This is a genomic window from Herbiconiux sp. (genome assembly GCF_004297105.1).
Lineage (GTDB): Bacteria > Actinomycetota > Actinomycetes > Actinomycetales > Microbacteriaceae > Herbiconiux.
This window is the reverse complement of record NZ_SCVE01000019.1, coordinates 30,483-55,317: the sequence shown is the minus strand read 5'-3', so window position 1 is coordinate 55,317 and position 24,835 is coordinate 30,483. Positions and strand designations below refer to the sequence as shown.

At 69.3% G+C, this 24,835-nt stretch carries 21 protein-coding genes and 1 tRNA gene; 10 read left to right on the top strand and 12 right to left on the bottom strand.

Annotation, left to right across the window (positions count from 1 at the left end; all coding sequences use genetic code 11):
• Window positions 1–61 precede the first annotated feature (61 nt).
• Window positions 62–2,236 carry a glutamine synthetase III gene (locus EPO52_RS15850; protein ID WP_290808418.1) on the top strand — a complete coding sequence of 725 codons (2,175 nt, stop codon included), beginning with the start codon at window positions 62–64 and terminating at the stop codon, window positions 2,234–2,236.
• Between the two features lie 133 nt (window positions 2,237–2,369).
• Window positions 2,370–3,251: a DNA-formamidopyrimidine glycosylase family protein gene (locus tag EPO52_RS15845; RefSeq protein ID WP_290808416.1), complete on the top strand. Its 882-nt coding sequence runs from the start codon at window positions 2,370–2,372 to the stop codon at window positions 3,249–3,251.
• 237 nt (window positions 3,252–3,488) lie between these two features.
• Here the strand turns inward: EPO52_RS15845 and EPO52_RS15840 are convergent, their stop codons facing one another.
• Complete coding sequence (locus EPO52_RS15840; protein WP_290808413.1) at window positions 3,489–4,721, bottom strand: MFS transporter; 1,233 nt, start codon at window positions 4,719–4,721, stop codon at window positions 3,489–3,491.
• A gap of 102 nt (window positions 4,722–4,823) precedes the next feature.
• Here EPO52_RS15840 and EPO52_RS15835 point away from each other — a divergent pair, with 102 nt between their 5' ends.
• Window positions 4,824–5,279: a MarR family transcriptional regulator gene (locus EPO52_RS15835; protein WP_290808410.1), complete on the top strand. Its 456-nt coding sequence runs from the start codon at window positions 4,824–4,826 to the stop codon at window positions 5,277–5,279.
• Between the two features lie 141 nt (window positions 5,280–5,420).
• Window positions 5,421–6,302: an aldo/keto reductase gene (locus EPO52_RS15830; RefSeq protein WP_290808407.1), complete on the top strand. Its 882-nt coding sequence runs from the start codon at window positions 5,421–5,423 to the stop codon at window positions 6,300–6,302.
• Window positions 6,303–6,374: 72 nt separating this feature from the next.
• Here the strand turns inward: EPO52_RS15830 and EPO52_RS15825 are convergent.
• The 5 genes from EPO52_RS15825 to galU all read right to left on the bottom strand — a co-directional run bounded on the left by EPO52_RS15825 (window position 6,375) and on the right by galU (window position 10,519).
• Window positions 6,375–6,450 (bottom strand) — tRNA-Ala (locus EPO52_RS15825).
• 29 nt (window positions 6,451–6,479) lie between these two features.
• Complete coding sequence (locus tag EPO52_RS15820; RefSeq protein ID WP_290808404.1) at window positions 6,480–7,796, bottom strand: acyltransferase; 1,317 nt, start codon at window positions 7,794–7,796, stop codon at window positions 6,480–6,482.
• Window positions 7,797–7,864: 68 nt separating this feature from the next.
• A complete protein-coding gene (locus tag EPO52_RS15815; RefSeq protein ID WP_290808401.1) occupies window positions 7,865–8,830 on the bottom strand; it encodes a hypothetical protein in 966 nt (321 codons plus the stop codon).
• Between the two features lie 89 nt (window positions 8,831–8,919).
• A complete protein-coding gene (locus tag EPO52_RS15810) occupies window positions 8,920–9,564 on the bottom strand; it encodes a GNAT family protein (protein ID WP_290808398.1) in 645 nt (214 codons plus the stop codon).
• A gap of 64 nt (window positions 9,565–9,628) precedes the next feature.
• A complete protein-coding gene (gene galU / locus EPO52_RS15805; RefSeq protein ID WP_290808395.1) occupies window positions 9,629–10,519 on the bottom strand; it encodes a UTP--glucose-1-phosphate uridylyltransferase GalU in 891 nt (296 codons plus the stop codon).
• A gap of 82 nt (window positions 10,520–10,601) precedes the next feature.
• Here galU and EPO52_RS15800 point away from each other — a divergent pair, with 82 nt between their 5' ends.
• From EPO52_RS15800 to mscL, 3 genes are read left to right on the top strand one after another with little or no spacing between them, the layout of a single operon-like run.
• A complete protein-coding gene (locus tag EPO52_RS15800) occupies window positions 10,602–11,189 on the top strand; it encodes a 5-formyltetrahydrofolate cyclo-ligase (protein WP_290808392.1) in 588 nt (195 codons plus the stop codon).
• Between the two features lie 59 nt (window positions 11,190–11,248).
• Entirely contained in the window at window positions 11,249–11,569 is a 321-nt protein-coding gene (locus tag EPO52_RS15795) for an FmdB family zinc ribbon protein (protein WP_290808389.1), read from the top strand.
• A gap of 10 nt (window positions 11,570–11,579) precedes the next feature.
• Window positions 11,580–12,038, top strand: coding sequence for a large conductance mechanosensitive channel protein MscL (gene mscL / locus EPO52_RS15790; RefSeq protein WP_290808386.1), 459 nt, complete (start codon window positions 11,580–11,582; stop codon window positions 12,036–12,038).
• 72 nt (window positions 12,039–12,110) lie between these two features.
• Here mscL and EPO52_RS15785 read toward each other — a convergent pair whose 3' ends face one another.
• From EPO52_RS15785 to EPO52_RS15775, 3 genes are all read right to left on the bottom strand, one after another.
• Entirely contained in the window at window positions 12,111–12,419 is a 309-nt protein-coding gene (locus EPO52_RS15785; RefSeq protein WP_290808383.1) for a hypothetical protein, read from the bottom strand.
• Window positions 12,420–12,427: 8 nt separating this feature from the next.
• The gene (locus EPO52_RS15780; protein WP_290808381.1) at window positions 12,428–16,204 is read right to left on the bottom strand and encodes an AAA family ATPase; all 3,777 of its coding nucleotides are present in this window, start codon (window positions 16,202–16,204) and stop codon (window positions 12,428–12,430) included.
• 102 nt (window positions 16,205–16,306) lie between these two features.
• Window positions 16,307–16,792, bottom strand: coding sequence for a YbaK/EbsC family protein (locus EPO52_RS15775; protein ID WP_290808378.1), 486 nt, complete (start codon window positions 16,790–16,792; stop codon window positions 16,307–16,309).
• Window positions 16,793–16,859: 67 nt separating this feature from the next.
• Between EPO52_RS15775 and EPO52_RS15770 the strand changes: the two genes are divergently transcribed.
• Window positions 16,860–17,975: an LLM class flavin-dependent oxidoreductase gene (locus EPO52_RS15770; RefSeq protein ID WP_290808375.1), complete on the top strand. Its 1,116-nt coding sequence runs from the start codon at window positions 16,860–16,862 to the stop codon at window positions 17,973–17,975.
• A 23-nt stretch (window positions 17,976–17,998) separates the two neighbouring features.
• Window positions 17,999–18,595: a TetR/AcrR family transcriptional regulator gene (locus EPO52_RS15765; RefSeq protein WP_290808372.1), complete on the top strand. Its 597-nt coding sequence runs from the start codon at window positions 17,999–18,001 to the stop codon at window positions 18,593–18,595.
• A gap of 102 nt (window positions 18,596–18,697) precedes the next feature.
• Here EPO52_RS15765 and EPO52_RS15760 read toward each other — a convergent pair whose 3' ends face one another.
• From EPO52_RS15760 to EPO52_RS15750, 3 genes are read right to left on the bottom strand one after another with little or no spacing between them, the layout of a single operon-like run.
• Complete coding sequence (locus tag EPO52_RS15760; RefSeq protein WP_290808369.1) at window positions 18,698–19,993, bottom strand: GNAT family N-acetyltransferase; 1,296 nt, start codon at window positions 19,991–19,993, stop codon at window positions 18,698–18,700.
• A gap of 29 nt (window positions 19,994–20,022) precedes the next feature.
• Complete coding sequence (locus EPO52_RS15755; RefSeq protein WP_290808366.1) at window positions 20,023–22,371, bottom strand: right-handed parallel beta-helix repeat-containing protein; 2,349 nt, start codon at window positions 22,369–22,371, stop codon at window positions 20,023–20,025.
• Window positions 22,368–23,615: a glycosyltransferase gene (locus EPO52_RS15750; RefSeq protein ID WP_290808363.1), complete on the bottom strand. Its 1,248-nt coding sequence runs from the start codon at window positions 23,613–23,615 to the stop codon at window positions 22,368–22,370. Before EPO52_RS15750 ends, EPO52_RS15755 begins: the two co-directional genes overlap by 4 nt.
• Window positions 23,616–23,767: 152 nt before the next feature.
• On the opposite strand from EPO52_RS15750, the gene EPO52_RS15745 reads away from it, so the two are divergent.
• Complete coding sequence (locus EPO52_RS15745; RefSeq protein ID WP_290808360.1) at window positions 23,768–24,799, top strand: right-handed parallel beta-helix repeat-containing protein; 1,032 nt, start codon at window positions 23,768–23,770, stop codon at window positions 24,797–24,799.
• Window positions 24,800–24,835 lie beyond the last annotated feature (36 nt).

Below are 24,835 nucleotides of genomic sequence, written 5' to 3'. Positions count from 1 at the left end.
GGGAGCGGTGTCCGACTACAGCCTCGGACCCAGAGGCCGCGCCGCGCCGAGGGAGATTCAGATGAGTGGTAATGCCGTTCGAATGCAGGCCATCCGCGACGTGGAGGCATACGTCCCTCCTGCGCACAGCTTCGACGAATCCGAAGCGCCCGGCGAGGTCTTCGGCGAGAACGTGTTCAGCAAGGCCGTGATGCAGAAGCGCCTGCCGAAATCCGTCTACAAGTCGGTGATCTCCACCATCGAGAAGGGCGCGAGCCTCGACCCCCTGGTGGCGGATGCCGTGGCGAGCGCCATGAAGGACTGGGCGCTCGAGAAGGGCGCCACCCACTACGCCCACGTGTTCTATCCGCTCACCGGTCTCACTGCCGAGAAGCACGACTCCTTCTTCGAGCCCACCGGCGACGGATCGGCCCTCGCCGAGTTCGCCGGCAAGACCCTCGTGCAGGGCGAGCCCGATGCCTCCAGCTTCCCCAACGGCGGGCTGCGCAACACGTTCGAGGCCCGTGGCTACACGGGCTGGGATGTCACGAGCCCCGCCTATGTGCTCGAGAACCCCAATGGCAACACCCTCTGCATCCCGACGGTGTTCGTGTCGATGACGGGTGAGGCCCTCGACCACAAGACGCCGCTGCTCCGCTCGCAGCAGGCGATGGGCGAGCACGCCGAGCGCATCCTGGCGCTCTTCGGGCACACCGACATCGAGAAGGTCGTCTCCTTCTGCGGCCCCGAGCAGGAGTACTTCCTGGTCGACCGCCACTTCTTCCTCGCCCGCCCCGACCTCATGAACGCGGGCCGCACGCTCTTCGGCACCAAGCCGCCCAAGGGCCAGGAGTTCGACGACCACTACTTCGGTGCCATCCCGGAGCGCGTGCTCGGCTTCATGATGGACACCGAGCGCGAGCTGTTCAAGCTCGGCATCCCGGCGAAGACGCGTCACAACGAGGTGGCCCCCGGCCAGTTCGAGATCGCTCCGATGTTCGAGCGCGGCAACATCGCGGCCGACCACCAGCAGCTGCTCATGACCACGTTCAAGACCATCGCCAAGAAGCACGGCATGGAGATCCTGTTCCACGAGAAGCCCTTCCAGGGCGTCAACGGATCGGGCAAGCACGTCAACTTCTCCCTGGGCAACTCCGAGCTCGGCTCCCTGCTGGTACCGGGCGACAACCCGCACGACAACGCGCAGTTCCTCGTGTTCTGCGCCGCCGTCATCCGCGCCGTGCACAAGTACGCCGGCCTGCTGCGCGCGTCGGTCGCATCCGCCACCAACGATCACCGTCTGGGCGCCAACGAGGCTCCCCCGGCCATCATCTCGATCTTCCTCGGCGACCAGCTCGCCGACATCTTCGAGCAGATCGCGCAGGGGCCGGCCAAGTCGTCGAAGGGCAAGGGCACGATGGTGATCGGCGTCGACACGCTGCCCCACCTGCCCACCGACCCCGGAGACCGCAACCGCACGAGCCCGTTCGCCTTCACCGGCAACCGCTTCGAGTTCCGCGCGCCGGGCTCGATGCAGACGGTCTCGGGGCCGATGGTGACGATCAACACGATCATGGCCGACTCGCTCGACTACGTGGCCACCGCGCTCGAGGAGGCCGTGGCATCCGGCACCGACTTCGACGAGGCCGTGCAGGCGCTGCTCACCGAGATCATCACCGAGCACGGTGCCGTGGTGTTCAACGGCGACGGTTATGCGGATGCCTGGCCCATCGAGGCGGAGAAGCGCGGTCTCGCGAACCTCAAGACCACGCTCGACGCCCTGCCCGAGCTGATCACGCCCGAGGCGCTCGAGCTGTTCTCGAAGTACAAGGTGTTCAATGAGCGCGAGATGCACTCGCGCTACGAGATCGGCCTGGAGCAGTACGCGCTCACGATCGGCGTCGAGGCGCGCCTCACGCTCGAGATGGGAACCACGATCGTGCTGCCCGCGGCCGTGCGGCACCAGACCGAGGTGGCACAGAACGTGGTGGCGCTGAAGGCGGCCGGGGTCGAGCCCGACACCGCTCCGCTCGACGAGGTGTCGGCGGCGGTCGCGGCGCTCCGCTCGTCGTTGGCCTCACTGAAGACGTCGCTGGCGTCGGATGACGGCCACTCCGCGCTCGCGGAGGCCCAGCACGCGGCAACGCTCCTGCCCGCGATGCTCGCCGTGCGCGCCGCGGCCGACTCCCTGGAGGAGATCGTGGCCGACGACCTCTGGCCGCTCCCCACCTACCAGGAGATGCTCTTCGTGCTGTAGCCCTCCCCCTCCCTCACCCTCCCTCCTCGCGACTCGCCAAAATCAGGCCTAGATCTGCGCACTTTGAACGGATATTGGCGAGTCGCGAGGAGGTTTGGCGGGTGTCGGGGGGGGGTGGGGGGAGACTGGGGGCATGCCGGAGTTGCCTGAGGTGCATGCGCTCGTGGGCGACCTCGGGGCGCGCCTCAGCGGGCGCACCGTGGAGCGCTTCGACCTGGTGTCGTTCGCCGCGCTCAAGACGTTCGATCCGCCCGCATCCGCCGTGGCCGGCGAAGTCGTTCGCGGGGTGTCGCGGCACGGCAAGTTCCTCGATTTCGAGATCGGCGACCTGCACCTCGTACTCCACCTCGCCCGCGCGGGCTGGATCCGCTGGCGCGAGGGCCCTCCTCCCCCGCCCTCCGGTCGCCCGTCGAAGGGACCGCTCGCCGCTCGGCTCGTGCTGGCCGACGACGGGCTCGGCGCATCCGGGTCGGGGCTCGACATCACCGAGGCCGGCACCAAGAAGTCGCTCGCTCTGTACCTCGTGCGCGATCCCGCCGAGGTGCCGGGCATCGCGCGCCTCGGCCCCGACCCGCTCGAGCCCGGGTTCACCGAGGAGGTGTTCGCGGGCATCCTGGCGGCTGCGGGCCGCTCGCAGATCAAGGGAGTGCTGCGCAACCAGTCGGTGATCGCGGGCATCGGCAATGCCTACTCCGACGAGATCCTGCACGCGGCACGGATGTCGCCCTTCAAGCCCGCGGCCATGACCCCGGATGAGGCGTCACTCCTCTACGCCGCGGTGCAGTCGACCCTCCGCGGCGCGATCGAGCGCGCCGACGGCCTCGCGGCCTCCGAGCTGAAGCGCGAGAAGAAGTCGAACCTCCAGGTGCACGGTCGCACGGGCGAGGTCTGCCCCGTGTGCGGCGACACCGTGCGGCAGGTCACCTACGCCGACTCGAGCCTGCAGTACTGCCCCACCTGCCAGACGGGCGGCAAGCCACTGGCCGACCGAGTGCTCTCCCGCCTCCTCAAGTAGCGCGCGACGCCGAGCGGATGGGGCCGCTCAGCGAGCCCCGGCCTCCGGTCTCCGAGCCCCGGCCTCCGAGCCCCGACCTCCGGTCTCCGACCGCCGAGTCGCGACGGATGCGCACCCCACCACAATCAGCAGCACCAGAGCACAGGACTCAAGCACCCACGAGCTGAGTCACCGCGGGGAGCAGCGTCACCGGTGGCCGACGCCCCCGCAGACGACGCGCAGCACCCGCGACCACCACTACTGCGCGAGCGGGGTCGCGCCAGTCGCCGAGGCCACGGCCGACGCAGGCGCAGACTGCGCCCCAACGGTCCCGGCGGGCTTCGCCGAGCGGCGGGTGGCTGCGAACACCATCACCCCGAGGGCGACCGCCGTCATGGCGGCGCCGGCCCAGATCGGGGAGGTGTAGCCGAGCCCCGCGGCGATGGCGAGGCCGCCGATCCAGGCGCCGAGCGCGTTGCCCACGTTGAACGAGGCGATGTTGGCGCTCGAAGCCAGTGTGGGCGCGTGCTCCGCGTGGACCATCACCCGGGTCTGCAGGCCCGGCACGGTGCCGAACGCGAACGCCCCCATGAGCACCAGGGCGATCACCGTCGCCACCGGGTTGGCGGCCAGGAGGGCGAACGCCACCATCACCACGGTGAGGCCGGCGAGCAGCGCGATCAGGGTTCCGTCGATCGAGCGACTCGCGAGCCTGCCCCCGAGGAGGTTGCCCGCGAACAGCCCCACGCCGAACACCACGAGCAACCACGGCACGACGGATGCATCGAATCCCGAGACACCGGTGAGCGTGTAGGCGATGTAGGTGAAGGCGCCGAACATGCCGCCGAAGCCGAGGATCGTCACGATGATCGAGAGCCACACCTGGCGGGAGCGGAACGCGCTGAGCTCCCGCCGCACACTGAGTGCCGGGGCATCCGCGTTGCCGGTGCGGGCGGGCACGAGGGCGGCGATGCCGGCCAGAGCGACGACGCCGATGACGGTGATGGCCCAGAAGGTGGCGCGCCAGCCGAAGGCCTGGCCCACGAAGGTGCCGAATGGCACGCCCAGGACGTTGGCCAGGGTGAGTCCTGTGAACATGATGGCGATGGCGCCGGAGCGCTTCTCGGGGGCGACCATGTCGGCCGCCACGACCGCGCCGATGCCGAAGAAGGCGCCGTGGCACAGGGCGGCGATGATGCGGCCGAGCAGCATCACGGAGTAGTCGGGGGCGATGGCCGACACGAGGTTGCCCAGGATGAAGAGGCCGAGGAGCCCCATCAGAACCTGCTTGCGCGGAAGGCGGGTGACGAGAAGGGTGAGGGCGATGGCGCCCACCGCCACGCTCAGGGCGTAGCCGGTGATGAGCCAGCCCGCGGTGGCTTCGTCGACGGCGAAGTCGGCCGCCACTTCGGGCAGCAGACCGGCGATCACGAATTCCGTGAGGCCGATTCCGAAGCCGCCGATGGCGAGTGCGATCAATCCGATGGGCATGAGTGTGTTCCTCGTCTAGTATTAGTTGCAGGCGCTGGGTAAAATAGTTGCACACGCTAGCTAATAGCGCAAGCAAGTATCCCGCGCCGGAAGGAGACACCCATGGGCATCGCCGACGATGCAGTCGAGATCCGCGCCCAGGGCTGGCGCACCCTCGCCGCCTTGCACGGCCTCATCGAGACACGCCTCGAGCAGGCCCTCGGCGCCGAGGCGGGCCTCTCCGTTGTGGAATACACCGTTCTCGACGCCCTCAACCGCCAAGACGGCTGGCACATGCGGATGCAGCAACTCGCCCGAGCGGCAGCTCTGAGCAGCAGCGCCACCACGCGTCTCGTGAACCGTCTCGAAGACCGCAACCTTCTCACGCGCATCCTGTGCGCCGATGATCGCCGCGGCATCTACACCGAGCTCACGACCGCCGGCCACCGCCTGCTCGAGAAGGCGCGCCCGGTGCACGATACCGTGCTCGAGGAGGCCCTGGCCGAGGCCGACCGAACCCCCGAGCTCGCGCCGCTCGTGCAAGCCATCCACGCCCTCGACGCCCCAACGTCCGCCTGACGCGCCTCAGGAAAGGCACCCCGCCTCACCGCACCTGGAGCGTGCCACGGGTTTCCCCGGAGGCGGGTACCATCAGTGCCCCTCAGTCGCGCCCGGTGCGGCGTAGCGTGAGTGGCGAACCGAGTAGGAAAGAAGATCACGATGACTGTCCCCATCCTGACGCTCAACAACGGCGTCGAACTCCCCACGATCGGCCTCGGCGTCTTCCAGACCCCGCCGGATGAGACCACCGACGCCGTCGCAGCAGCCCTGAACACGGGCTACCGCCACATCGACACGGCAGCCGCCTACGGCAACGAGCGCGAGGTCGGCGAGGGCATCCGCCGCTCCGGCCTGCGCCGGCAGGACGTCTTCATCGAGACCAAGGTGTGGATCAACGACTTCGGCTACGACGCCACACTGCACGCCTTCGACAAGAGCGCCGGCAAGCTCGGCGTCGACACGATCGACCTCCTCATCCTGCACCAGGCCCTCCCCGGCCGGTTCGACCTCACGATCGACGCCTTCAAGGCGCTCGAGACACTCCTCGCCGACGGCCGGGTGCGCGCAATCGGCGTCAGCAACTTCATGCCCGAGCACTTCGAGAAGCTCTTCGCCGAGACCGCCGTCGTGCCGGCGGTCAACCAGATCGAGCTGCACCCCTACTTCCAGCAGAAGGAGGTGCAGGCCCTGCACGCCGAGCGCGGAATCCTCACCCAGGCGTGGTCGCCGATCGGCGGCATCACGCATTACCGCGATTCCGACAAGAGCGCCCTCGAAGATCCGGCCATCCTGGAGATCGCGGATGCGCACGGCAAGTCCGCCGCTCAGGTGATGCTGCGGTGGGGCATCCAGGACGGCCGCTCGGTCATCCCGAAGTCGACGAAGCCCGAGCGCATCGCCGAGAACTTCGACGTCTTCGACTTCGAGCTGAGCCCCGAGCAGATCGCTGCGATCGACGCCCTCGACACGGGCGTTCGTGGTGGACCGGCGCCCGAGGCCGTGACCCTCGAGACGTTCGGCCGCGACATCCCGGAGGCCTGACCCGCACGCGTCGACTCCGATCGGCGCACGAACGCAAGAACCCCCGGGATCGCGATGATCCCGGGGGTTCTGTGGTGGAGCTACGGGGATTCGAACCCCGGACCTTCTCATTGCGAACGAGACGCGCTACCAACTGCGCCATAGCCCCGCTGACGTCGAAACGACAACCCCGAAAGTCTACGACGAAATCGGGGCGGAACGCGAACTCGCCGCCGGCCACCGCCCGAGCAGCAGCACGGCCACCGCGAGCAGCACGCTGCCGCCGATCGCGAGGGGCAGATCCATGAAGAACTCCATCACCGCGAAGGGCGGGATGAAGGCCAGAACCGTCGCCACCGCCACCACCGGTGTGGGCGGCTTGGGCCCGAACTCCCGCGGAGCCTCCCAGCGGCCCACGAGGAACGAGAGCCCGAAGACCGCCGCCATCACGAGCAGGAACATCAGAGGCCTCGTCCACCACCACACGAGGCTGGCGGGCTCGGGGCTCGCGCCCGGGATGAGCAGCGCGATGCCCGAGATGAGGAGGATCACCGGCAGGTGCCACAGGTAGATCGTCATGAGCCGCGTGCCCACGAGGAACACCACCGCCCGTGCCGCATGCGTGTTCATGAGCCGGGCCAGGGCGGGCCGCAGGAGGCGGAGGATGCACGCCTGGGCCACCGCGAGCGCGATCAGCGGCACCGTGGGCGGGTTGAGGTTCGTGAGCATGTCGTCGGCGTAGGGACCGATGGCCGTCATCGGCACGAGCGACGCGTAGGCCACCACCGCGATGATCACGAGGGTCCACCAGCGGCGTGCGGCGAACCATCCGTCGGCGTAGAAGAAGCCGAGCTGCTGCACGAGCAGCCAGACGAAGAAGAGGTTCGCGAGTCCGATCGCGTCGATGCCGGTCGAGTAACGGATCGTGTCGACCACGACGGCACCCACGAAGAGCACCACGAGCGTCGCCCGTGGGGCACGCTGGTGCCACGACACCATCACCGGCACGAGCGCCTGGCACAGTGTGTAGGCCGCCAGGAACCAGAGCGGCGAAGCAGCCCCCACCACCGCGACGTCGACCAGTTCGGGGTCGACTCCGATGAGCCGCGCTCCGCCGATGACCACCGCGTAGAAGATGAACAGCGGCAGCGCCGGCTGCGCGAGACGCAGCACCCGGCCGCGCACGTAGTCGACGCCCGTGCCTCCGCGTCGCACCAGACTCCGCCACGCGGTGATCGACGCGAATCCGCCCACCACGAAGAACAGCGGCATGATCTGCCCCGCCCACGTGACCGGCGCGAACCACCACTGGGATTCGAGCGGCCGCGAGACGAGCACCTGCCCATCCGGCCCGAGACCCACTCCCACCATGAGGAGGTGGATCACCACCACGAGCAGCACGCAGAACACGCGCGCCAGGTCGAGGGTGAGATCGCGTTTGGAGAGGTCGATCGAGGATGAGGTGCCCGCCGCGCTGGTGGCGGTCGGCGAGGGTCGGACTCCGGCGTCGCTCATGCAGTCATCCTAGGAGGAGGGTGTATCGCCGGCACGGAATACCACCGCACGACGAGGCGTCGGGTGGATCAGCCGGCGCGGCGGCGGGCCAGCACGGCGTCGAGGTCGAGGTGCGGCGCGGTGTCGCCGTCGACGATGCCCATGCGGGCGAAGCGCGAGGGCACGGGTCGCTCCACGACGGATGCGGGCGCCGATGTCGCGGAGGGAAGCTCGGCCACCGTCTCGTGCTCGAGGCGCAGACGTTCGCGGAGCGCGGCCTCGGCCGCAGCGGCGGCGCGACGGAGCGACTCGTGATGGGCGGCAGCATCCGTCTCGACGTCGACCGGGGCCTGCTCCGACGCGGATTCCTCATCGAGGTCGTCGATGAGCCCCCGAGGAACGGATGCCGTGCGCGCGAGGTAAGCGGGACGAGGGACGGCCACCGGAACCCAGGACGTGTCGTCGTCGGCCTGCTCGAGTCCGGCCTGCTCCTCTTCGGGGGCGGATGCCACGGCTTCGGCGGTCTCGAAGGCATCGCCGTGGTCGACCAGCGGGGGCGACACCAGTCCGGCGGGACGCGGCAGCCGAAGCCGCCTGCCCGCCTTCGCGAGCTTCAGGATCATCGTGAAACTGACGACGGAGGCGATGACGCCGGCGGCGAGGATGATCCAGGTGCCGGTCGACACCACCTGCACCCCTCCGAGCACAGCCACCACGACGGAGATCGCGAGAACGAGAGCGGTGACGGCGCGGGAGCGGCGGATGCGGTCGGCGGTGCGCACGGCCGCAGGCACCGTCTCGATCTCGCGCACGGCGGCGCGATGCCTGAGCACGCGCTCCTGCTCCGCGATGCTGCGGGCATTCGCTTCGACGCGCACCTCGTGCGGCACCTCGGCGGTCTCGGCCAGGATGCGCAGGGTCTGTTGCAACCGAACCGCGTTGCGCTCGGTCGCCTGGTACTGCCGACTGCGGAACCACGACGGAACCAGGTAGACGAGCCACAGCACCGCCGCGAGGGCGATCATGAACCCTCCGCCGAGCCATTCCGTTGTCATTCCCCCACGGTAAGCGCAGAGACGCTCACAGCGCGGCACGCCAGCGAGCGTGTCCCGCACTCCGCCACGGGAATGAAGCAGCAGCGCAGCTAGATCGGCAACTGCCGCTGGGCCGCGATGCGCTCCGACTCCGGCACCGATCCGTCGCCCGGAGGGATACGCCCCTCCTGCCAGCGTCGGAGCACCCCCACCGGCAGTTCTTCGCGCACGAGCGCGAAGCAGAAATGGTCGCGCCAGTCGCCGTTGATGTGGATGAAGCGCCGTCGCAGACCCTCGTAGCGGAAGCCGAGCTTCTCCACCACGCGCAGGCTCGGCCCGTTCTCAGGCCGGATGCAGATCTCGATCCGGTGCAGGCCCACCGAGTAGAAGCAGTAGTCCGACGCGAGCGCCACCCCGATCGGCGTGATGTTCTTGCCGGCGAACCGCTCCGACACCCAATACCCGATCGATGCCGAGGCCACCGAGCCGTAACTGATCGACGACACGTTCAACTGACCGGCGAGCTGTCCGTCGTACTCGAGGATGAACGGCAGCCCCAGCCCCGCCCGCGCGTTCGCCTGCAGCGATCGGATGCTCGCCCGGGTATCGAACGACATCGGCCCCTGCGGGTTGGTGGCCTCCCACTTGCGCAGCCAGCTGCGGTTCTCGATGAGCTCGCGTTCGAGCGGCTTGGCGTCGCGAACGCGGATCGGCCGGATCGAGACCGGCCCCTCGGAGAGTGTGGGTACGAACATTGCTCGAACACTACCGCGTGCGCGAGCGCCGCGGAGAGTGTGTCGCGCTCGGATTCGCGGCGGGTCAGAGACCGGCCACGAAGTCCTTCAACCAGGGCCGCAGGTCGGGCCCGAGATCGTTGCGGTCGCTGGCCAGCTGCACGATCGCCTTGATGTAGTCGAGCTTGTCTCCCGTGTCGTACCGGCGGCCGTGGAACACCACGCCGTAGACGCCGTTCGCGATCGAGTCATCGGCCGCGAGCGTGAGCAGCGCATCCGTCAGCTGGATCTCGCCGCCCTTGCCGGGAGGCGTCTTCTCCAGGATGTCGAACACCTCGGGCTGCAGCACATAACGGCCGATCACGGCCAGGTTCGACGGCGCGGTGCCGTCTTCGGGCTTCTCGACGAGGCCGGTGACCTTCACCACGTCGTCTTCATCGGTCTTCTCCACCGAGGCGACGCCGTAGAGATGCGTCATCGACGGGTCGACCTCCATCAGCGCGATCACCGTCGCGCTCCGGTTCTCCTGCACCTCGATCATGCGCTTCAGAAGCGGGTCGCGGGCGTCGATGATGTCGTCACCCAGCAGAACCGCGAAGGGCTGATCGCCCACGTGCATGCGCGAGCGCAGCACGGCGTGGCCCAGGCCGAGCGGGTCGCCCTGACGCACGTAGTGCATCTCGGCGAGCGAGGTCGACTCGTTCACCACGCGGAGCATGTCGCCCTTGCCCTTCTGCTCGAGCGTGGACTCCAGTTCGTACACCCGGTCGAAGTGGTTCTCGATGGCGGCCTTGTTGCGGCCCGTCACCACGAGCACGTCGTTGAGACCGGCATCGACGGCCTCCTCCACCACGTACTGGATGGCCGGCTTGTCCACCACCGGCAGCATCTCCTTCGGCATCGCCTTGGTGGCCGGAAGGAAGCGGGTGCCGAGGCCCGCCGCCGGAATGACAGCTTTGGTCAGTTTTTTCCCCATGGTCACCAGCGTAGCCAGATTCCCGGTTCGTCAACGCCGCACGAAACACACCCGTCATCTGGGCGCGCCTAGAATTGCTCGCATGGCCTCCGACGACGTCTCGCACGACAAGCGGGCGCTCCGCGCGGAACTGCGCGAGCGCAGGCGCACCCGCCCGGCCCACGTCGTCGACACGGCCAACGAGGGGTTCACCGAGAAGCTCATCGAACTCGCCACGGCGACGGATGCCCGCACCATCTCCGCCTACCTCTCCACCTCCTTCGAGCCCAACACCCGCCCCTTCCTCAACTGGGCGCTGGCCCACGGCCGACGGGTGCTGCTGCCCATCGCGCGGCAAGACGGTCTGCTCGACTGGGCCGAGGGTGACGGCGAGACGGAGACCGAGGGCCTGTACGGCCTGCCTGAGCCCGTGGGCGGCATTCTGGGGCCCATCGCCATCAACGATGCCGACCTCATCCTCATCCCCGCGTCCGCCGTCGACAAGCGGGGCACACGGATGGGCTGGGGCCGCGGCTACTTCGACCGCACGCTCGGTTCGATGGAGAAGTGCCCGCCCGTTTTTGCGGTGGTCTTCGACGATGAGATCCTGGACGAGGTGCCGCGCGAAGTGCATGACGCACCCGTCGACGGTGCCGTCACACCCACGAGGATCGTGCGCTTCCCGTCCTGAACCCCACCGCTTCGCGCGATCATCCGTTCCACCTCGTCACTCTTCTCCCGGAGGCTCCCGTGCCCACCTACTCCTACCGCTGCACCGAGTGCGACAACGCGTTCGACATCCAGCAGGCCTTCACCGACGACACCCTGACCGAGTGCCCGGTGTGCGGGGGCAAGCTGCGCAAGGTGTTCAGCCCGGTGGGCGTGACCTTCAATGGGTCCGGCTTCTACCGCACCGACTCCCGCGCGAAGTCGTCGTCGAGCGACGGCAGCAGCTCCGGTTCATCGAGCTCGTCGGGCACGTCGAGCTCCTCCGACTCGTCGAAGTCGTCGAGCGCGCCCGCTTCCACCACGCCCTCCTCGACACCCTCCGCGCCGAAGACCACACCATAGGCTTGTCGGCATGATCAAAGGATTCAAGGAGTTCATCCTCCGCGGAAATGTCATCGACCTGGCCGTCGCGGTGGTCATCGGAGCTGCATTCACCGCGGTGGTCAACTCGATCGTCACGAACATCTTCAACCCACTGATCGGCGCGATCTTCAAGGCCGAGACGCTCGACGGCATCGCCATCGTCACGGTCGGCGACGCCCAGATCAAGTTCGGCTCCGTGCTCGGTGCGATCATCCAGTTCTTGCTCGTGGCCATCGTCGTCTACTTCGTGTTCGTGGTTCCGATCAACCACCTCAAGAAGGCGGCCTTCGCCCTCAAGAAGACCCCGGCCGAGTCGCTCGAGGAGCAGAACGAGGAGTTGCCGCCCACCGAGACGGAGCTGCTCATCCAGATCCGCGACCTGCTCGCCGCAGAGCGCGCCGCGGCCGCAGGCGAATCCCTCACCTCCCCCACCACCCCGAAGCACTGACCCTCCTCGCGACTCGCCAAAATATGGCGCATTGTGAAGGAAACAGGCCGCTTTTTGGCGAGTCGCGAGGAGTTACCAGTGGGGTGGGACGTCGCGTTTGAGGCGGTCGTCGTTGGGGCCCGCGGCCCCCACGGACGAGGGGCGGGAGCCCCAGGCCTCGTCGGTGTCCTCGGATGCACGAACCGGCGTGCTCTCGGGCGTCGCCTGAGGCGTCGGGTCACTGCCCGGCGCCGGCACGGTGGAGACCCGCCGGGAGCCCGTTCGGTGCACGTTCACAACAGGTGGCGGCGGCACATCCGCTTCCGCCGCATCCTGCGGTTCCGGATGCGGCGACTCACCGAATTCCTCGGGCTCCGGTGAACCCGCGTGCTTGCCTGCCACTGAGGTGCCTAGACGCGAACCGTGATCGGCGACGTCTCCACGAGGGAGAGTTCGCGCACCCCGATGACCGACGCAATACGTGCAGCGACGGCCTCCGGGTTGGAGAACAGCTCGAAGGAGTGCACGCGCAGGTAGTGCCAGCCGAGGCGGCGCAGCATGTCGGGGCGCAGCCGCAGCGATTCGCGCAACGAGGTGGAGTGCACCACCGCATCCGTCTCGATCGCGATCGCCCGGCCGTCGTGCGACGCCACCAGAGTGAGCTTGCCACGGTGCTCGAACGCCACGTCGAGACCGCGCGCACCGAGCCGGCGCGCCAGGTCGATGAGCAGGGCGTCGCCCGGAGAGGAGAAGGTGTCGGGCGTCGGGCCCGACTCGGCCTCCTGCAGGATCTGGCGCAGCGCCACGACGCCGAAGTTCATGCGGTCTTCGTCGATGTCGGCGGGAGTGAAGCAGCTCACGATGTCCATCGAGCGGCGGGCGCGCGTCATGCCCACCGCGAGCAGTCGCTCGCCACCGGGCTTGGCGAGTCCGCCGAAGTTCGTGAGCACGCGGCCGTGCGCGGTCTTGCCATAACCCACGGAGAAGATGACCCGGTCGCGGCTCTGCGCCACCGACTGCTCGAGGGTCGCCACCATGAACGGCTCGGCCCTCTCTTTGAGGATGAAGTCGGCCAGGTCGCTGCGCTTCGCGAACGCCGCGAGCACGGCCTGCTGCACGCGCACGGCGTGCTTCGGCGATGCCGTGATCACCATGAGCGACTCGCGCGGGTAGTTGATGGCGTGATCGAGCACGAGCGCCACGACCTCGTCGACCTCGGCGTCGATCGACTCCACGGCGCCGGTCTCGGCGTCGGGCATGCCGCCGCGGCCCTCGACGTAGTGCAGGGCGAGCGAGCCGTGCCCGAGGAACGTTCCCGCCCAGGGCAGGGAGTCGATCTTGCCGCCGTAGAAGCGGTGGTTCACGAGCTCGGCGAGGTCTTCGCCGCCGGCGCGGTAGCTCCGGGTGAGCGAGAGGGTCGGCACGAGGTCGGCGAGCTTCGCCAACGCCGAGTCGGCATGCAGGTCGTCGACGGCGGATGCCTCGGCCGAGGGCCGCAGACGCTGTTCGTCGATCGGCCGGATGGCCACCTCGAAGTGCGAGGGGGTCTGCGTGACCGGGTCTCCGAACGCGACGACCTGACGGCCGCGACGGATGGCGCCCACGTTCTCCGCGAGGGTGGTGGCGCCCGCGTCGACGAGGATCACCGTGTCGAACGTGATCGCATCCGTGATCTCCGACACCTCGTAGGGCGAGGCGACCCAGACCGGCGCGAGGGTCTTCCCGAGGTGCGGGGCCGCGGCGTGCAGCGAGGCAGAGGTGACGCCATCCGATCGCAGCAGGCCCTTCAGCGCTGCAGCCTCATCGGCGTGGTCGAGGATGCCCACGCTCCACGTCTCGGCGAGCTGCCAGGCGAGCAGCTGCCCGTTCATCGAGGCGTGCGCTTCGTCGACGAGCCGGAAGTCGCCCTCGAGCCTGTCGAGCACCCCGGTGTTGGCGCCGAGCAGCGCGCGGTCGTGCGCGAGCATCTGCTCGAGTACCGACTGCCACCAGGCGAGCTCGAGTTCGTCGGCCACGCCGGCTTCGGGCACGTGCCGGTTCGAGAGATCGACCAGGAGCGGGTCGAGCGCGTGCTCGTGCAGCGAGTCGAGCAGGGCGGTGCGCTCCTGCAGGTTGGCGAGCACCTCGGACTCCGCGGCGAGGCCCTCGACCATGCCGATGAGCTGGTCGATGGGCAGCGACGCGAGTTGACGCGACGTGCCCACGGTGCCGAGCGGCAGGTCGAGCTGAGCGAGGTCTTCGGTGACGCGCTGGAACGCGACCTGAACGTCGTTGATGCCGGTGGGGATCTCCGGCGGGATGCCCGCCGCGGCGAAGCGGTACCACAGCGTGCGCTGCTGCTGGATGCGGCGCAGCGCCTCGTTGATGTCGCCGATGTGCACGCCCGGTCGCACGTACTCCTTCGCGAGCGCTTTGAGGCGGCGGCGCGAGGTGGATGACATCTGAGGGGCATCGCGGCGCGCCGAGGTGGCGGCGATGAGGTCGGTGAGCGAGCGGTCGAAGACCACGGGCAAGAACTTGTCGAGCGTCTCGCGCAGCTCGGCGAGCAGCCGCAGGTAGGTGCCGAGCTCGTTGAGCGACGAGAAGGGGCGCATGCGCGTCTGACCGATGAGGTCGTAGGCGCCGGTGAGCAGCTTCGGCAGATCAGACGTGTTGAGCCGCTTCGCGAGCTGGTGGGCGCGGTGCGCGTCGTCGCTCGACGAGAACTGAGCGCCGTACCAGGGCGAGTCGTCGGGGCCGTAGCGGAACTGACCCAGCTCGGCTGCGCGGCTGAGCGTCTTGGCGGCCTTCGCGCGCCCGGAGGCGAGCGACTCGAGGGCCGAACGGTCGAGCCGCGCGGTGGTGGCCGGCGGATTCGGTAGCAGGGCGAGACGAGCCAGTTCGCGCAGCGCGTCGAGCACGGAGACCTTGAGCACGGGGTCGACCCGCGCCATCGAGCTGCGGTAGTCGACGAGCACACTGCGCAGGCGCACGAGCGCCTCGTCGACGTCGGCCACGCGGGGCTGAGTCGCCTTCTCGTTGCGGCCGATCGACTGGATGAGGTCGCGGCGCAGGGTGCGTGGAGACACGGCCACGCCGGGCAGCCCCACATCCGAGAGGCGGCGGTTGATGCCGCCGAGGCTGAGCCGGCGAGGGCTCACCACGAGCACGCGCTTGTTCTGCGACACGAGGGCGCCGATGGCGTTCACGATGGTCTGCGTCCCGCCGGTGCCGGGCAACGTCTTCACCACGAGGGAGTTGCCGCCCGAGATCTGGGCGATCACGTTCTCCTGCTCGGGGTCGGCGTCGAGAAGCAGTGTGTCGGTGGCCGGGGCACGGTGATCCTGCGGCGAGGGGTCGACGGGGTGGTACCCGTCCTGCACCGCGCGGCGCGAGGTGAGGTTGCCGGCGAGAGCGTCGAGCACCGGATGCGCCAGCTGGACGCTGTCGGCGAGCATGCTGCTCGCGACATCCGCGAACGACGACACCACGAGGCGCGGGTGCACCTGGAACCAGGCCAGGTGCGAGGTGAGGCTGCGCAGCCGGTCGATGACGGGCTGCGGCTTGAACACGCCGTTCTGCGCGGCGAGCGCCACGAGCGACTCACGGTCGACCGTGATCTGGAACTGCTCCTGCAGCACCCGGGCGAGCACCGGGTTCACGAACGGCAGGCCTCGCAGCTTGAGCTCGAAGTCGCGGCCGTAGCGACGCACGGAGATGGGCCGGAGCAGCACCGGGGCACGGAACTCCTCATCGGTGCCATCGGGCCGGGTGACGCGCCACTCGGCGAGGCCGATGGCGAGGTGCACGGAGTCGATGCCACGCACCGAGCGCAGCTCGACGCCCTTATCGGTGATGGCTCCCGCGGCGATGCGGGCATTGCGGAGCGCGAGCTCGTCGCGGATCAGGCTCGAGAGCAGGGTGGCGTTGCCCGTGATGAACTGGGCGAGACCACCGGGATGCGTGGTGCTGAGCTCGATGCGCGAGCGCGGCGAATCATCGAAATGGAGCAAGGGCGATGGCCCGCCGAGCGACGCGATCTCCTCGCGCCAGCGCTCGCGGGTGGGCTCCACCAGGCTCTCAGTCGTGAATACCTGGCCGACCGGGCCGCCATCGGCGGTCTGCCCGTTGCGGCCCCACACCGACTCCACGGAGTCGGCGGCAGACGTCGAATCGTCTGCTTCTCGTTTCTTATCGGCACGCCACACACCGCTACCGTACGTGCGCGAGGCCGGAAAGCCCGGCAATCGGTGGGGGTTTCGCGAAGATCCGCGGCGCGTCGTGGTGTGGTCGGGGGCCGGGTCGGGCTCTCAGTCGCCCGGTACGACCTCCGACGGGGTGCCACCCGTCACCCGGACGAGCTCGTCGAAGGTGGTGGCGTAGACGGTGTGCGCGTGGCCGGCGGCGGCCCAGATCTGCGGGTAGGCGGCGAGGGCCACGTCGACGATGGTGCGGAGGGGCGCGGGATGCCCGACCGGGGCCACCCCGCCGATCACCTGGCCCGTGGCATCCTTCACACGGCCGGCATCGGCGCGCGTGATGCGGCCGCCCAGCTGCTCGCCGAGCCACGCGGTGTCGACACGGTGGGAGCCGCTCGTGAGCACCAGAAGCGGTTCGCCGTCGAGCAGGAACACCAGCGAGTTGGCGATGGCACCTACCTCGATGCCGAGCGCCTCGGCGGCGAGCGCCGCCGTGCTCGCCGCATCGTCGAGCCAGACCACCTCGGCGGGCGCCCCCGCGGCTTCGAGGGCGGCGCGCACGCGCACGACGGCGGGATGATCACGATCGACGGCCATCCCCCGATGCTAGAGGATGCCCGAGGCCCGGAATAAACACGCCCTCCCGACCGCTGAGAACAAGACCATGACGCACCTCTCGGTTCTCGATCTGATCCCCGTCCGCACCAAGCAGAGTTCAGGTGACGCCGTGGCGGCGAGCCTGGCGCTCGCCCAGGCGGCCGACCGGCTCGGCTACACGCGTTTCTGGATGGCCGAGCATCACAACATGCCGGCGGTGGCCTCCACCTCGCCGTCGACGCTCATCGCGCACTTCGCGGCGCAGACGTCGCGCATCCGTGTCGGCTCGGGCGGCGTCATGCTGCCGAATCACGCCCCCCTGTCGATCGCGGAGCAGTTCGCACTGCTCGAGGCCATGCACCCGGGGCGCATCGACCTCGGGCTCGGCCGCGCGCCCGGTTCCGACCCCGTCACCGCCTACATGCTGCGCGGGCAGCGCGGCGAGGGTGGCGACCCCGCAGACACCTTCCCCACCGACGTCGAGACCGTGGCGGCGCTGCTCGGTTCCGACCGCGCGCCTGCTCCGGATGCCTTCGGGGCCGACGACCAGCCCGGCGTGGGGCTCAGCATCCGGGGCCGATCCTATGAATTGAAGGCCACGCCGCTGGTGCGTTCGGCACCTCAGGTGTGGTTGCTCGGGTCGAGCAACTTCAGCGCGACCCTGGCCGCCAAGCTCGGGCTGCCCTACGTGTTCGCCAACCACTTCGGGCAGCCGGGCATCGAGCAGGCACTCGAGATCTATCGTTCGGGCTTTCAGCCATCCGAGTCGCTGGCGGCGCCGAAGACCCTGCTCACCACGAACATCTCGGTGGCCGAGTCGGCCGACGAGGCACAGCTGGCGGCACTCCCCCAGCTCATCTCGATGGCCCGCCTCCGCACCGGCGGAACGCTGGCCGCTCAGCTCACCATCGAGGAGGCGCGCAGCACCGACCTCTCGCCCGTGGAGCAGGACTCGGTGCTCGAGCAGTCGCGGCGCTGGCTGATCGGCACGCCCGAATCGGTGGCGGAGCGTATCCGTCAGTTCACCACGCAGTACGGGGTCGACGAAGTGATGGTGTCGCCCGTCGCGGGCGCGTTCGAGGGGGACCCCATCGACGCTGTTCCGGCGCGGGTGCGATCACTCGAGCTGCTGGCCGCGCAGTTCCCCGAGCTCGCGGGCCACCTCACATCGACACTCGGGTAGAACGACTGTTCTAGGCTGAGGTCATGACGCTCGACACCGCCGCCGGCCAGACGCAGGTGCCGTCGGCGCGTCCATCGGAAGCGCGGGAGCGACTGCTGCGCGTGGCGTCGGAGCTCTTCTACCGCGAGGGCATCCACCGCACCGGCATGGATCGCATCCTCTCCGATGCCGGTGTCACCCGCGCCACGATGTACCGGCACTTCGTGGGCAAGGAGTCCCTCGTGGCCGCCTACCTGCGGCGGGAAGACGACGCCATCCGCACCGCGTTCACGGCCGCGATGACGCCGGATTCATCGCCCTCCGATCTCGTCGACCACCTGCTCGAGGCCATCGCCGACGACATCGCGCTCAACCACACCCGCGGCTGCCCGTTCATCAACGCCGCGGTGGAGTACCCGGATGCCACGGGCGAGGTGCGCCGCATCGTCGCCGAGCACCGCGCCTGGTTCCGCGACGCGGTGCACTCCGCCCTCGAAGCCTCAGGCGCGGCCGATCCCGCCGAAGACACCGAGGCGCTCGTGCTGCTGCGCGACGCGGCCCTCATCGGCGGCTACCTCGACGGGGCCACGGCGACCCGCGCCACGTTCCTCCGCACGGCCCGCCGCGCCCTCGAGCACTAGTCCTTTGCGCCACCCGCGCCGAACGGTATGAGAATCGTGGGGTCGATCGACACTCTGTCGACGCGAACCCCGAATCTCATACCGTTCGGAAGGGGACGCCGCTCAGAAGTGCGTGATGCCGTGAACCGGGGCCACCGGGCGTAGGAGCGTGCGCAGGCGCGATACGGCACCCGGAGCCACCTCGTGCAACTGACCCGCCGCCGCGAGAACGGCGGGGTCGACCCCGCCGAGGTAGAGCGTGCCGAGCACCCACACGTCGAGCTCGAGCTCGGCCTGCGACCGGTCGGCGGCCTCGACGACGGCGCGGCCGTCGGCCACCCGTAGGCGGAATGCACCCTGCGCGTAGCCCAGCGCATCCGTCACCGAGAGCACCACCTCGCCTGCCGCATCGGCGGTGTAGCCTCGCGCCTCGAACGCCGCGCGCACGTCGAGAACGCGCATCCACAGCCAGTCGACCACATCGCGCGTCTCGATCAGGCGGGGGTCGACGAGGGCCCAGCGCAGCGGGTCGTCGGCCGGCGCCGCGTCGTAGCGCACGCGTTCGATGAGGTCGACCGAGCCCAGGAACTCCCACAGGCCGAGGTAGGCCGCATCGGTCGTGGCCACGAGGTCGACCACCTCGAGCGTGTGCGGCCTCGTGTCCCAGCCGAGAAAGCGGTAGGAGACGTAGCCGTCGATCGCACCGCTCTCGTCGTAGTGGGCGGCGGCACGCACGGTGCGGTCTTCTTCGCCGTTCGGCCCGTCGAGCCCCGACACGCGCCCGGGGTACCTGTGGTGCCGGTCGACCGAACCGGGCCGCACGCGGTGGAAGCCCGCGAATACTTCGGGGCTCAGCGTGAGGAGGGTGGCCGGGTCGATGAGCTCGGTGTGACCGGATGCCGGAGTGAGCAGGCGGAACCGCTGGTCGGTGGTGACCGTGACCTCGTGCACGGTGGTGGCCGGCCCGAAGCCGAAGCGGCGGTAGATGGTGGCCTCGGTGACGGTGAGGGCGGCCACCGCATAGCCGGCCTCGTGCGCCGACCGGAGGTCGTCGGTCATCATGCGACGCAGGATGCCGTGCCGGCGGTGGGTGGGCCGCACCGTGATCGACGAGATGAGGTGCGCCGGCAGAGGCACTGCGCCGCCGACGTTGATGCTGCGCTCGAAGCTCGCGAACGTGGCGACCGGCACATCCGCGCCGAGCGCCGACGGCCGAGGAGAGGTGGTGTAGACCGCCGTCAGCTGCTGATGGTCGTTGGCCAGGTTCGTGGCCGACCGATCGAGCGAGGCGTCGCCGAGCCGGGAGTCGTGAAACCCCTGCGCATCGGCCTGAAGCCAGGCGCGGGTGGCATCGTGCTGGTCTTCGCCGGGCGCCCGTGCCGGGAAGGTGCGGAAGACGTAGTCGTCGGTGGTGCTCATACCCCCAACGCTACGCGAGACCGGCGACGTCATCGGTCGCGATCGGCGGCTTCGCGCTCCGCGGCCTCGCGCTGCCGGCGCGCCTTCGAGACCCATCCGGCCACCGAGCCCACGGGCACCCGCAGTGCGTGAGCCACCCGGTCGATCGGCTTGCCGGCGTCGAGCACGGCAGCGACGGCCAGCTCCTCGACGGAGGCGAAGCGCCCGAACGCAGGCTCGGCAGACGATGACGTCGAGGCGGCACCTGGCCCCGAGCTGCTCTGCGGGGCGCGCGCGTCGATGGGTCTCTGCGACTTCACGGGCATGGCGCGCACCACGGAAGGCGGCGCGGGTGCCGCGGCCGCACGTGTCACCGAGGCCGCGCGCGCCGGCTTCGGCGCGGGCGAACGCTTCGGCGCAGGCGCAGGCGCAGGCAGGGGCGAGGGCGCAGCCGCGGATGCGGGCACCTCCCCCTCGGCGACGCCCGCGACATCCGGGGCAGCCATCCCCCGCGCCCCCTCGTAGCTCGCCTTCTCGGCCGCCGCCACGGCGATCGTGGCCGACTCCACGAGCTCACGGATCTTGCGCTGGCGCCGAACCCGGTAGAACACGAAGGCGATGCCCACGATGGGGATGATCAGCAGCAGCCCCCAGAGCAGAGCGAGCGGATGCGCCTCGATCCACACGAGGACCTCCCACCGCTCCGTCCATCCCGAGTCGTCATTGTCGGCCCGCACCACGTCATCGGCGCCGTTGCTCAGCGCGATCGCGTTCGGGCCCTCACCCGAGATCGTGTTGCCGGCGACCCGCGCCGAGGACAGGGCGCCATCGAAGACGATGCCGTTGCCCGGGGTCACCGCCACCGTGTTGCCGGTGATCTCGGCCTGCGAGTCGCGGAGAAGGAATCCCACGGTCTTCTGATCGACGGTGTTGCCGCGGAGTTCCACCTGGCTGGTACCGATCACCGAGATCGCCCCCGAGCCGTTGTCCCCGATGGTGGAGTCGGCCACGGTGAGTCCCCAGGAGTTGTCGACGGAGAAGCCGGAGGAGTTGGCCGCATCCGCTCGGGGGGCGCCGTCGAACCGGAGACCGTAGCCGCCGTTGCGCGAGAGCGTGGCGCCCGTGACCGTGAGGTCGTCGCTGCCCTTGCGCACGTCGATGCCGTTGGTGGCCGAACCGACCACGCTCGTGTCGGTGATCGTGGTGCCGATGACACCGTCGCCGAGCTCGATGCCCTCCTCGAGGGAGTCACGGATGGAGGTGCCCGTGATCGCCACCTTCTCCGCGGCGTCGAGGTACAGACCGATGTGCATCCCCGAGAACGTCGTGGAGTCGATCGTGCCGGTCGAGAGGAGGATGCTGGAACCGGTGAGCGCGAACCCACCCGTGCGCCCGCTCCAGAAGCCGAGGTCGCTGAAGTCGGTGTGGCTCGTCGTGACCGTTCCCTCGTGGATACGCACGTACGCGCGGCCGTCGGTCACATCGGTGTCGGCCGCATCCGCCGCCGTGTCCCACGACGTGATCGTGAGCGGCGCCTCCGCGGTGCCCGCGAACGAGATCGCACCACCCCACGCCACGAGTGGTGTGTATCCGGATGCCCCACTCGAGAGCCGCAGTGTCACCCCGGGGGCGTTCAGATCGAGGGTGGAGCCGCTGCTCACGAACACCGTCTTGGTCATCAGGTAGGTCGTGTCGTCGAGCTGCCGCACCGCTCCGTTCGCCACGAGGTCGGCCAGGGTCCACGGGCGATCGAGCCCGGCGAGCACGAATACCTTGTCGGTCGAGCCGGTGTCGATCCCGAGGCCTCGGGCGATCAACGACCAGCGCGCATCGTTCGCGGCGACGAGATCACTCTGGTGCTTCGCATCCGCGTCGACCGGATAGGGGGCGAGCGTCGATGAGGGCCGGGCGGCCGACTCGTTCCCGTTCATGGTCGCGATGTACTGCTCGTCGCCCGAGATCGGTTCGGCCGTCGGGGTGGGGCTCGGCGTGGCGGCGGGCGTCGCGGCGGGCCCACTCGCACCTGGGGAGGGGATCGCCGTCGCCGCCCCGCCGAGAACCCCCGCGGCGACCTGGTTCACAAAGCCACTCACCCGGGCCGGGATCCCGTTCGCCACCACGATCGTGGCAGCGATGCCGCCCAGGATCACGACGGCGACGACGACGCGCACGAGCGCCCGGCGCCCCCGGCCCACCGTGTCGCCGCGCTCCTCAGCCGTGAGCCCGACGACGGGCCTCGTACCAGGTGCAGGGGCCGATTCGGGCATCACCGCGGCGGTCGCTTCAGGAACGGCCGACGGGGTCTCCCCACCGGGCGCCGCGGGCTCCCCGGGCTCAGAGGGCACCGCGGACTCCCCGGGCTCAGAGGGCACCGCGGTCTCCCCGTCGGTCCCCGTCATGCCTCGGTCACCGTGCGCAGGGTCGACTCGGTCTGCCCCTCGCCACCGATCGAATCGGCCGACCGCGTCAGCCAGCCCTGCGTGTTCATGGTGAAGAGCGCGAACAGCTTGATCGGCAACGCCACCAACGCGATGATCCCCGTCACGAGCGGCAGGAGAACGATGTCCTCGGGGCGACGCCAGAGATGCGAGACGCCCCGGATGCCGCGCCCCACCATCGCCCACAGGATCGCGATGCCGAAGGCGAGCGCCGGAAAAGGCGCGGTGAGCGCGTGGAAGACGTAGAACAGCGCGATCAGCATGCTCACGGGCGTGAAGAGGATCTGCATCACGGTCAGCTGCGAGATGAACGGCACCCGGAAGATCCAGCCCCGCCGGATGGCCGTCAGATAGCACCGGTACGAGTTGCGGCTCCACCGCACGCGCTGCTTCACGAATGCCCGGAAGGTGTCGGGGAACATCGAGAGCGCCCGCGCCGAGTCCTGGTGGGTCACCCGGTAGCCCTCGGAGAGCACGAGCCAGGTGAGCCGGCCGTCGTCACCGGCCACGCACTCCTTGCCCATGAAGATCTCGTGCTCGAGGTCGGGGAGCTTCGGCAGGATCACCTCGCGGCGATAGGCACTCGTGCGTCCCGAGGCGCAGATCACCCCGCCGAACCGCCCCATCGCGGGGGCGTAGTCGAAGTAGCGCTGGTCGATGATCCAGTCGGCCACGCGGCGCCACACGCTCGTCTTCGGCAGATACACGTTCTGACGGGTGCTGACGGCGCCGACGGCTGCATCGATGAACGGCATCTGGATGGCGTCGAGCATCCCGTCCTCCCACGCCGTGTCGGAGTCCACGAGGATGACGAGTTCGGTGTCGACCGAGCGGATGCCCACGCCGAGTGCCGAGCGCTTGCCGTGGTGCTTGAACATCATCACGTCGACGCGGGGCAGCTTCAGCGCCTCGATCCGCTGCTGGGCCTCGACATCCGCCACGTCGAGCACGATCACGATGCGTGACGGATTCTGCACCCGCCAGGTGTCGAGGCAGCGGAGCAGCACATCCGGATCCTCGTGGTACGACGGCACCACCACGGTGGTCGTGGTGCGGTACTCGTTCACAACCGGCTTCGTGCTGGCCGAGATGAGTTTGCGGATCAACCAGAAGCTCCACGAGACCACGCCGAACACGCCGAACGGCACCAGCCACACGAGGGTGCGGCCGAGGTCGTCGAAGAAGGCGGAAAGGTCGCTGGGCATCGGGGTTGCCGCCAGCCTTTCGTGGGTCAGCAGAGAAGAGGGGTCCGGAGCTGTTGTCAGTGTAGTGAGCGCGACATATACCTCACGATGCATGCGCTACCCCCAGTTCAGGGCTGGCCGTGGCGCATGGGAGCCCTTTGTATGCTGGGGTCATGATGGCCTGGCGAACGGCGACCGGGCGTACCGCCGCAGTGCTGCTGACGGCCGTTCTCCTGATCTCCCTCTCTGCCTGTTCGCCCGACGCCGAACCGGCCATCGAGTTCGTCCAGCCGCCATCCTGCCCCGCGGGTCAGGGGGTCACCTCCGCCGGAGAGCTCTCGGCCGCCCTTTCCTCGGCCGAGCCGGGCGCGGTGATCGTGCTCGCCGATGCGACCTATTCCGGCGAATTCACCATCACGAGGAGCGGCACCGCCGACGCGCCGATCACCCTGTGCGCCGGCCCGGGCGCCGTTCTCGACGGCGGCTCGACCGATCACGGCTACACGTTGCACCTCGACGGCGCCTCCTTCTGGGTTATCGACGGGCTCACCGTCTCCGGCGGCCAGAAGGGCGTGATGCTCGACCGCTCGTCGAACAACCAGCTCACCGGCCTCTCCATCTCCGGCACGGGAGACGAGGGCCTGCACCTGCGCGCCGGCAGCAGCGACAATCTCGTCGAAGGCAGCACCATCTCCGGCACGGGCCTCCGCTCCCCCGAGTTCGGCGAGGGCATCTACGTCGGCACGGCGGAGTCGAACTGGTGCGACATCAGCGACTGCGCTCCGGATGCGAGCGACCGCAATCGCCTCCTGGGCAACTCCATCTCGGCCACCCCCGCCGAGAGCATCGACGTCAAGGAGGGCACGACGGGCGGGGAGATCCGCGACAACCGGGTCGATGGCGCGGGCACCACCGCCGTCGATTCGCTCCTCGACGTCAAAGGCTCCGAGTGGCTGGTGACCGGCAACACGGGCACCGCAGCACCGATCGACGGCGCCCAGGTGCACGTCATCCTCGCGGGATGGGGTGCCGGCAACCGCTTCTCGGCCAATACGTTCGCGGTCGCATCCGACGGCTACGCGGTGCTGCTCGAGGGGGCGGCGCGCTCCGCCGGCAATGTGGTGGAGTGCGACAACGTCGCCACCGTGAGCGGCGCCCCCGTGCCGGCGTTCACCACCAACGGCACCTGCCGGACCGCGGGTTAAAGAGTGGTGGAGAGGGCCGAAGCCCTCCCCACGAAG

Coding starts and splice junctions, on each gene's coding strand:
- EPO52_RS15850 (WP_290808418.1), top strand. CDS start 62: ATGAGTGGTAATGCCGTTCGAATGCAGGCCATCCGCGACGTGGAGGCA.
- EPO52_RS15845 (WP_290808416.1), top strand. CDS start 2,370: ATGCCGGAGTTGCCTGAGGTGCATGCGCTCGTGGGCGACCTCGGGGCG.
- EPO52_RS15840 (WP_290808413.1), bottom strand. CDS start 4,721: ATGCCCATCGGATTGATCGCACTCGCCATCGGCGGCTTCGGAATCGGC.
- EPO52_RS15835 (WP_290808410.1), top strand. CDS start 4,824: ATGGGCATCGCCGACGATGCAGTCGAGATCCGCGCCCAGGGCTGGCGC.
- EPO52_RS15830 (WP_290808407.1), top strand. CDS start 5,421: ATGACTGTCCCCATCCTGACGCTCAACAACGGCGTCGAACTCCCCACG.
- EPO52_RS15820 (WP_290808404.1), bottom strand. CDS start 7,796: ATGAGCGACGCCGGAGTCCGACCCTCGCCGACCGCCACCAGCGCGGCG.
- EPO52_RS15815 (WP_290808401.1), bottom strand. CDS start 8,830: ATGACAACGGAATGGCTCGGCGGAGGGTTCATGATCGCCCTCGCGGCG.
- EPO52_RS15810 (WP_290808398.1), bottom strand. CDS start 9,564: ATGTTCGTACCCACACTCTCCGAGGGGCCGGTCTCGATCCGGCCGATC.
- galU (WP_290808395.1), bottom strand. CDS start 10,519: ATGGGGAAAAAACTGACCAAAGCTGTCATTCCGGCGGCGGGCCTCGGC.
- EPO52_RS15800 (WP_290808392.1), top strand. CDS start 10,602: ATGGCCTCCGACGACGTCTCGCACGACAAGCGGGCGCTCCGCGCGGAA.
- mscL (WP_290808386.1), top strand. CDS start 11,580: ATGATCAAAGGATTCAAGGAGTTCATCCTCCGCGGAAATGTCATCGAC.
- EPO52_RS15775 (WP_290808378.1), bottom strand. CDS start 16,792: ATGGCCGTCGATCGTGATCATCCCGCCGTCGTGCGCGTGCGCGCCGCC.
- EPO52_RS15770 (WP_290808375.1), top strand. CDS start 16,860: ATGACGCACCTCTCGGTTCTCGATCTGATCCCCGTCCGCACCAAGCAG.
- EPO52_RS15765 (WP_290808372.1), top strand. CDS start 17,999: ATGACGCTCGACACCGCCGCCGGCCAGACGCAGGTGCCGTCGGCGCGT.
- EPO52_RS15760 (WP_290808369.1), bottom strand. CDS start 19,993: ATGAGCACCACCGACGACTACGTCTTCCGCACCTTCCCGGCACGGGCG.
- EPO52_RS15755 (WP_290808366.1), bottom strand. CDS start 22,371: ATGACGGGGACCGACGGGGAGACCGCGGTGCCCTCTGAGCCCGGGGAG.
- EPO52_RS15750 (WP_290808363.1), bottom strand. CDS start 23,615: ATGCCCAGCGACCTTTCCGCCTTCTTCGACGACCTCGGCCGCACCCTC.
- EPO52_RS15745 (WP_290808360.1), top strand. CDS start 23,768: ATGATGGCCTGGCGAACGGCGACCGGGCGTACCGCCGCAGTGCTGCTG.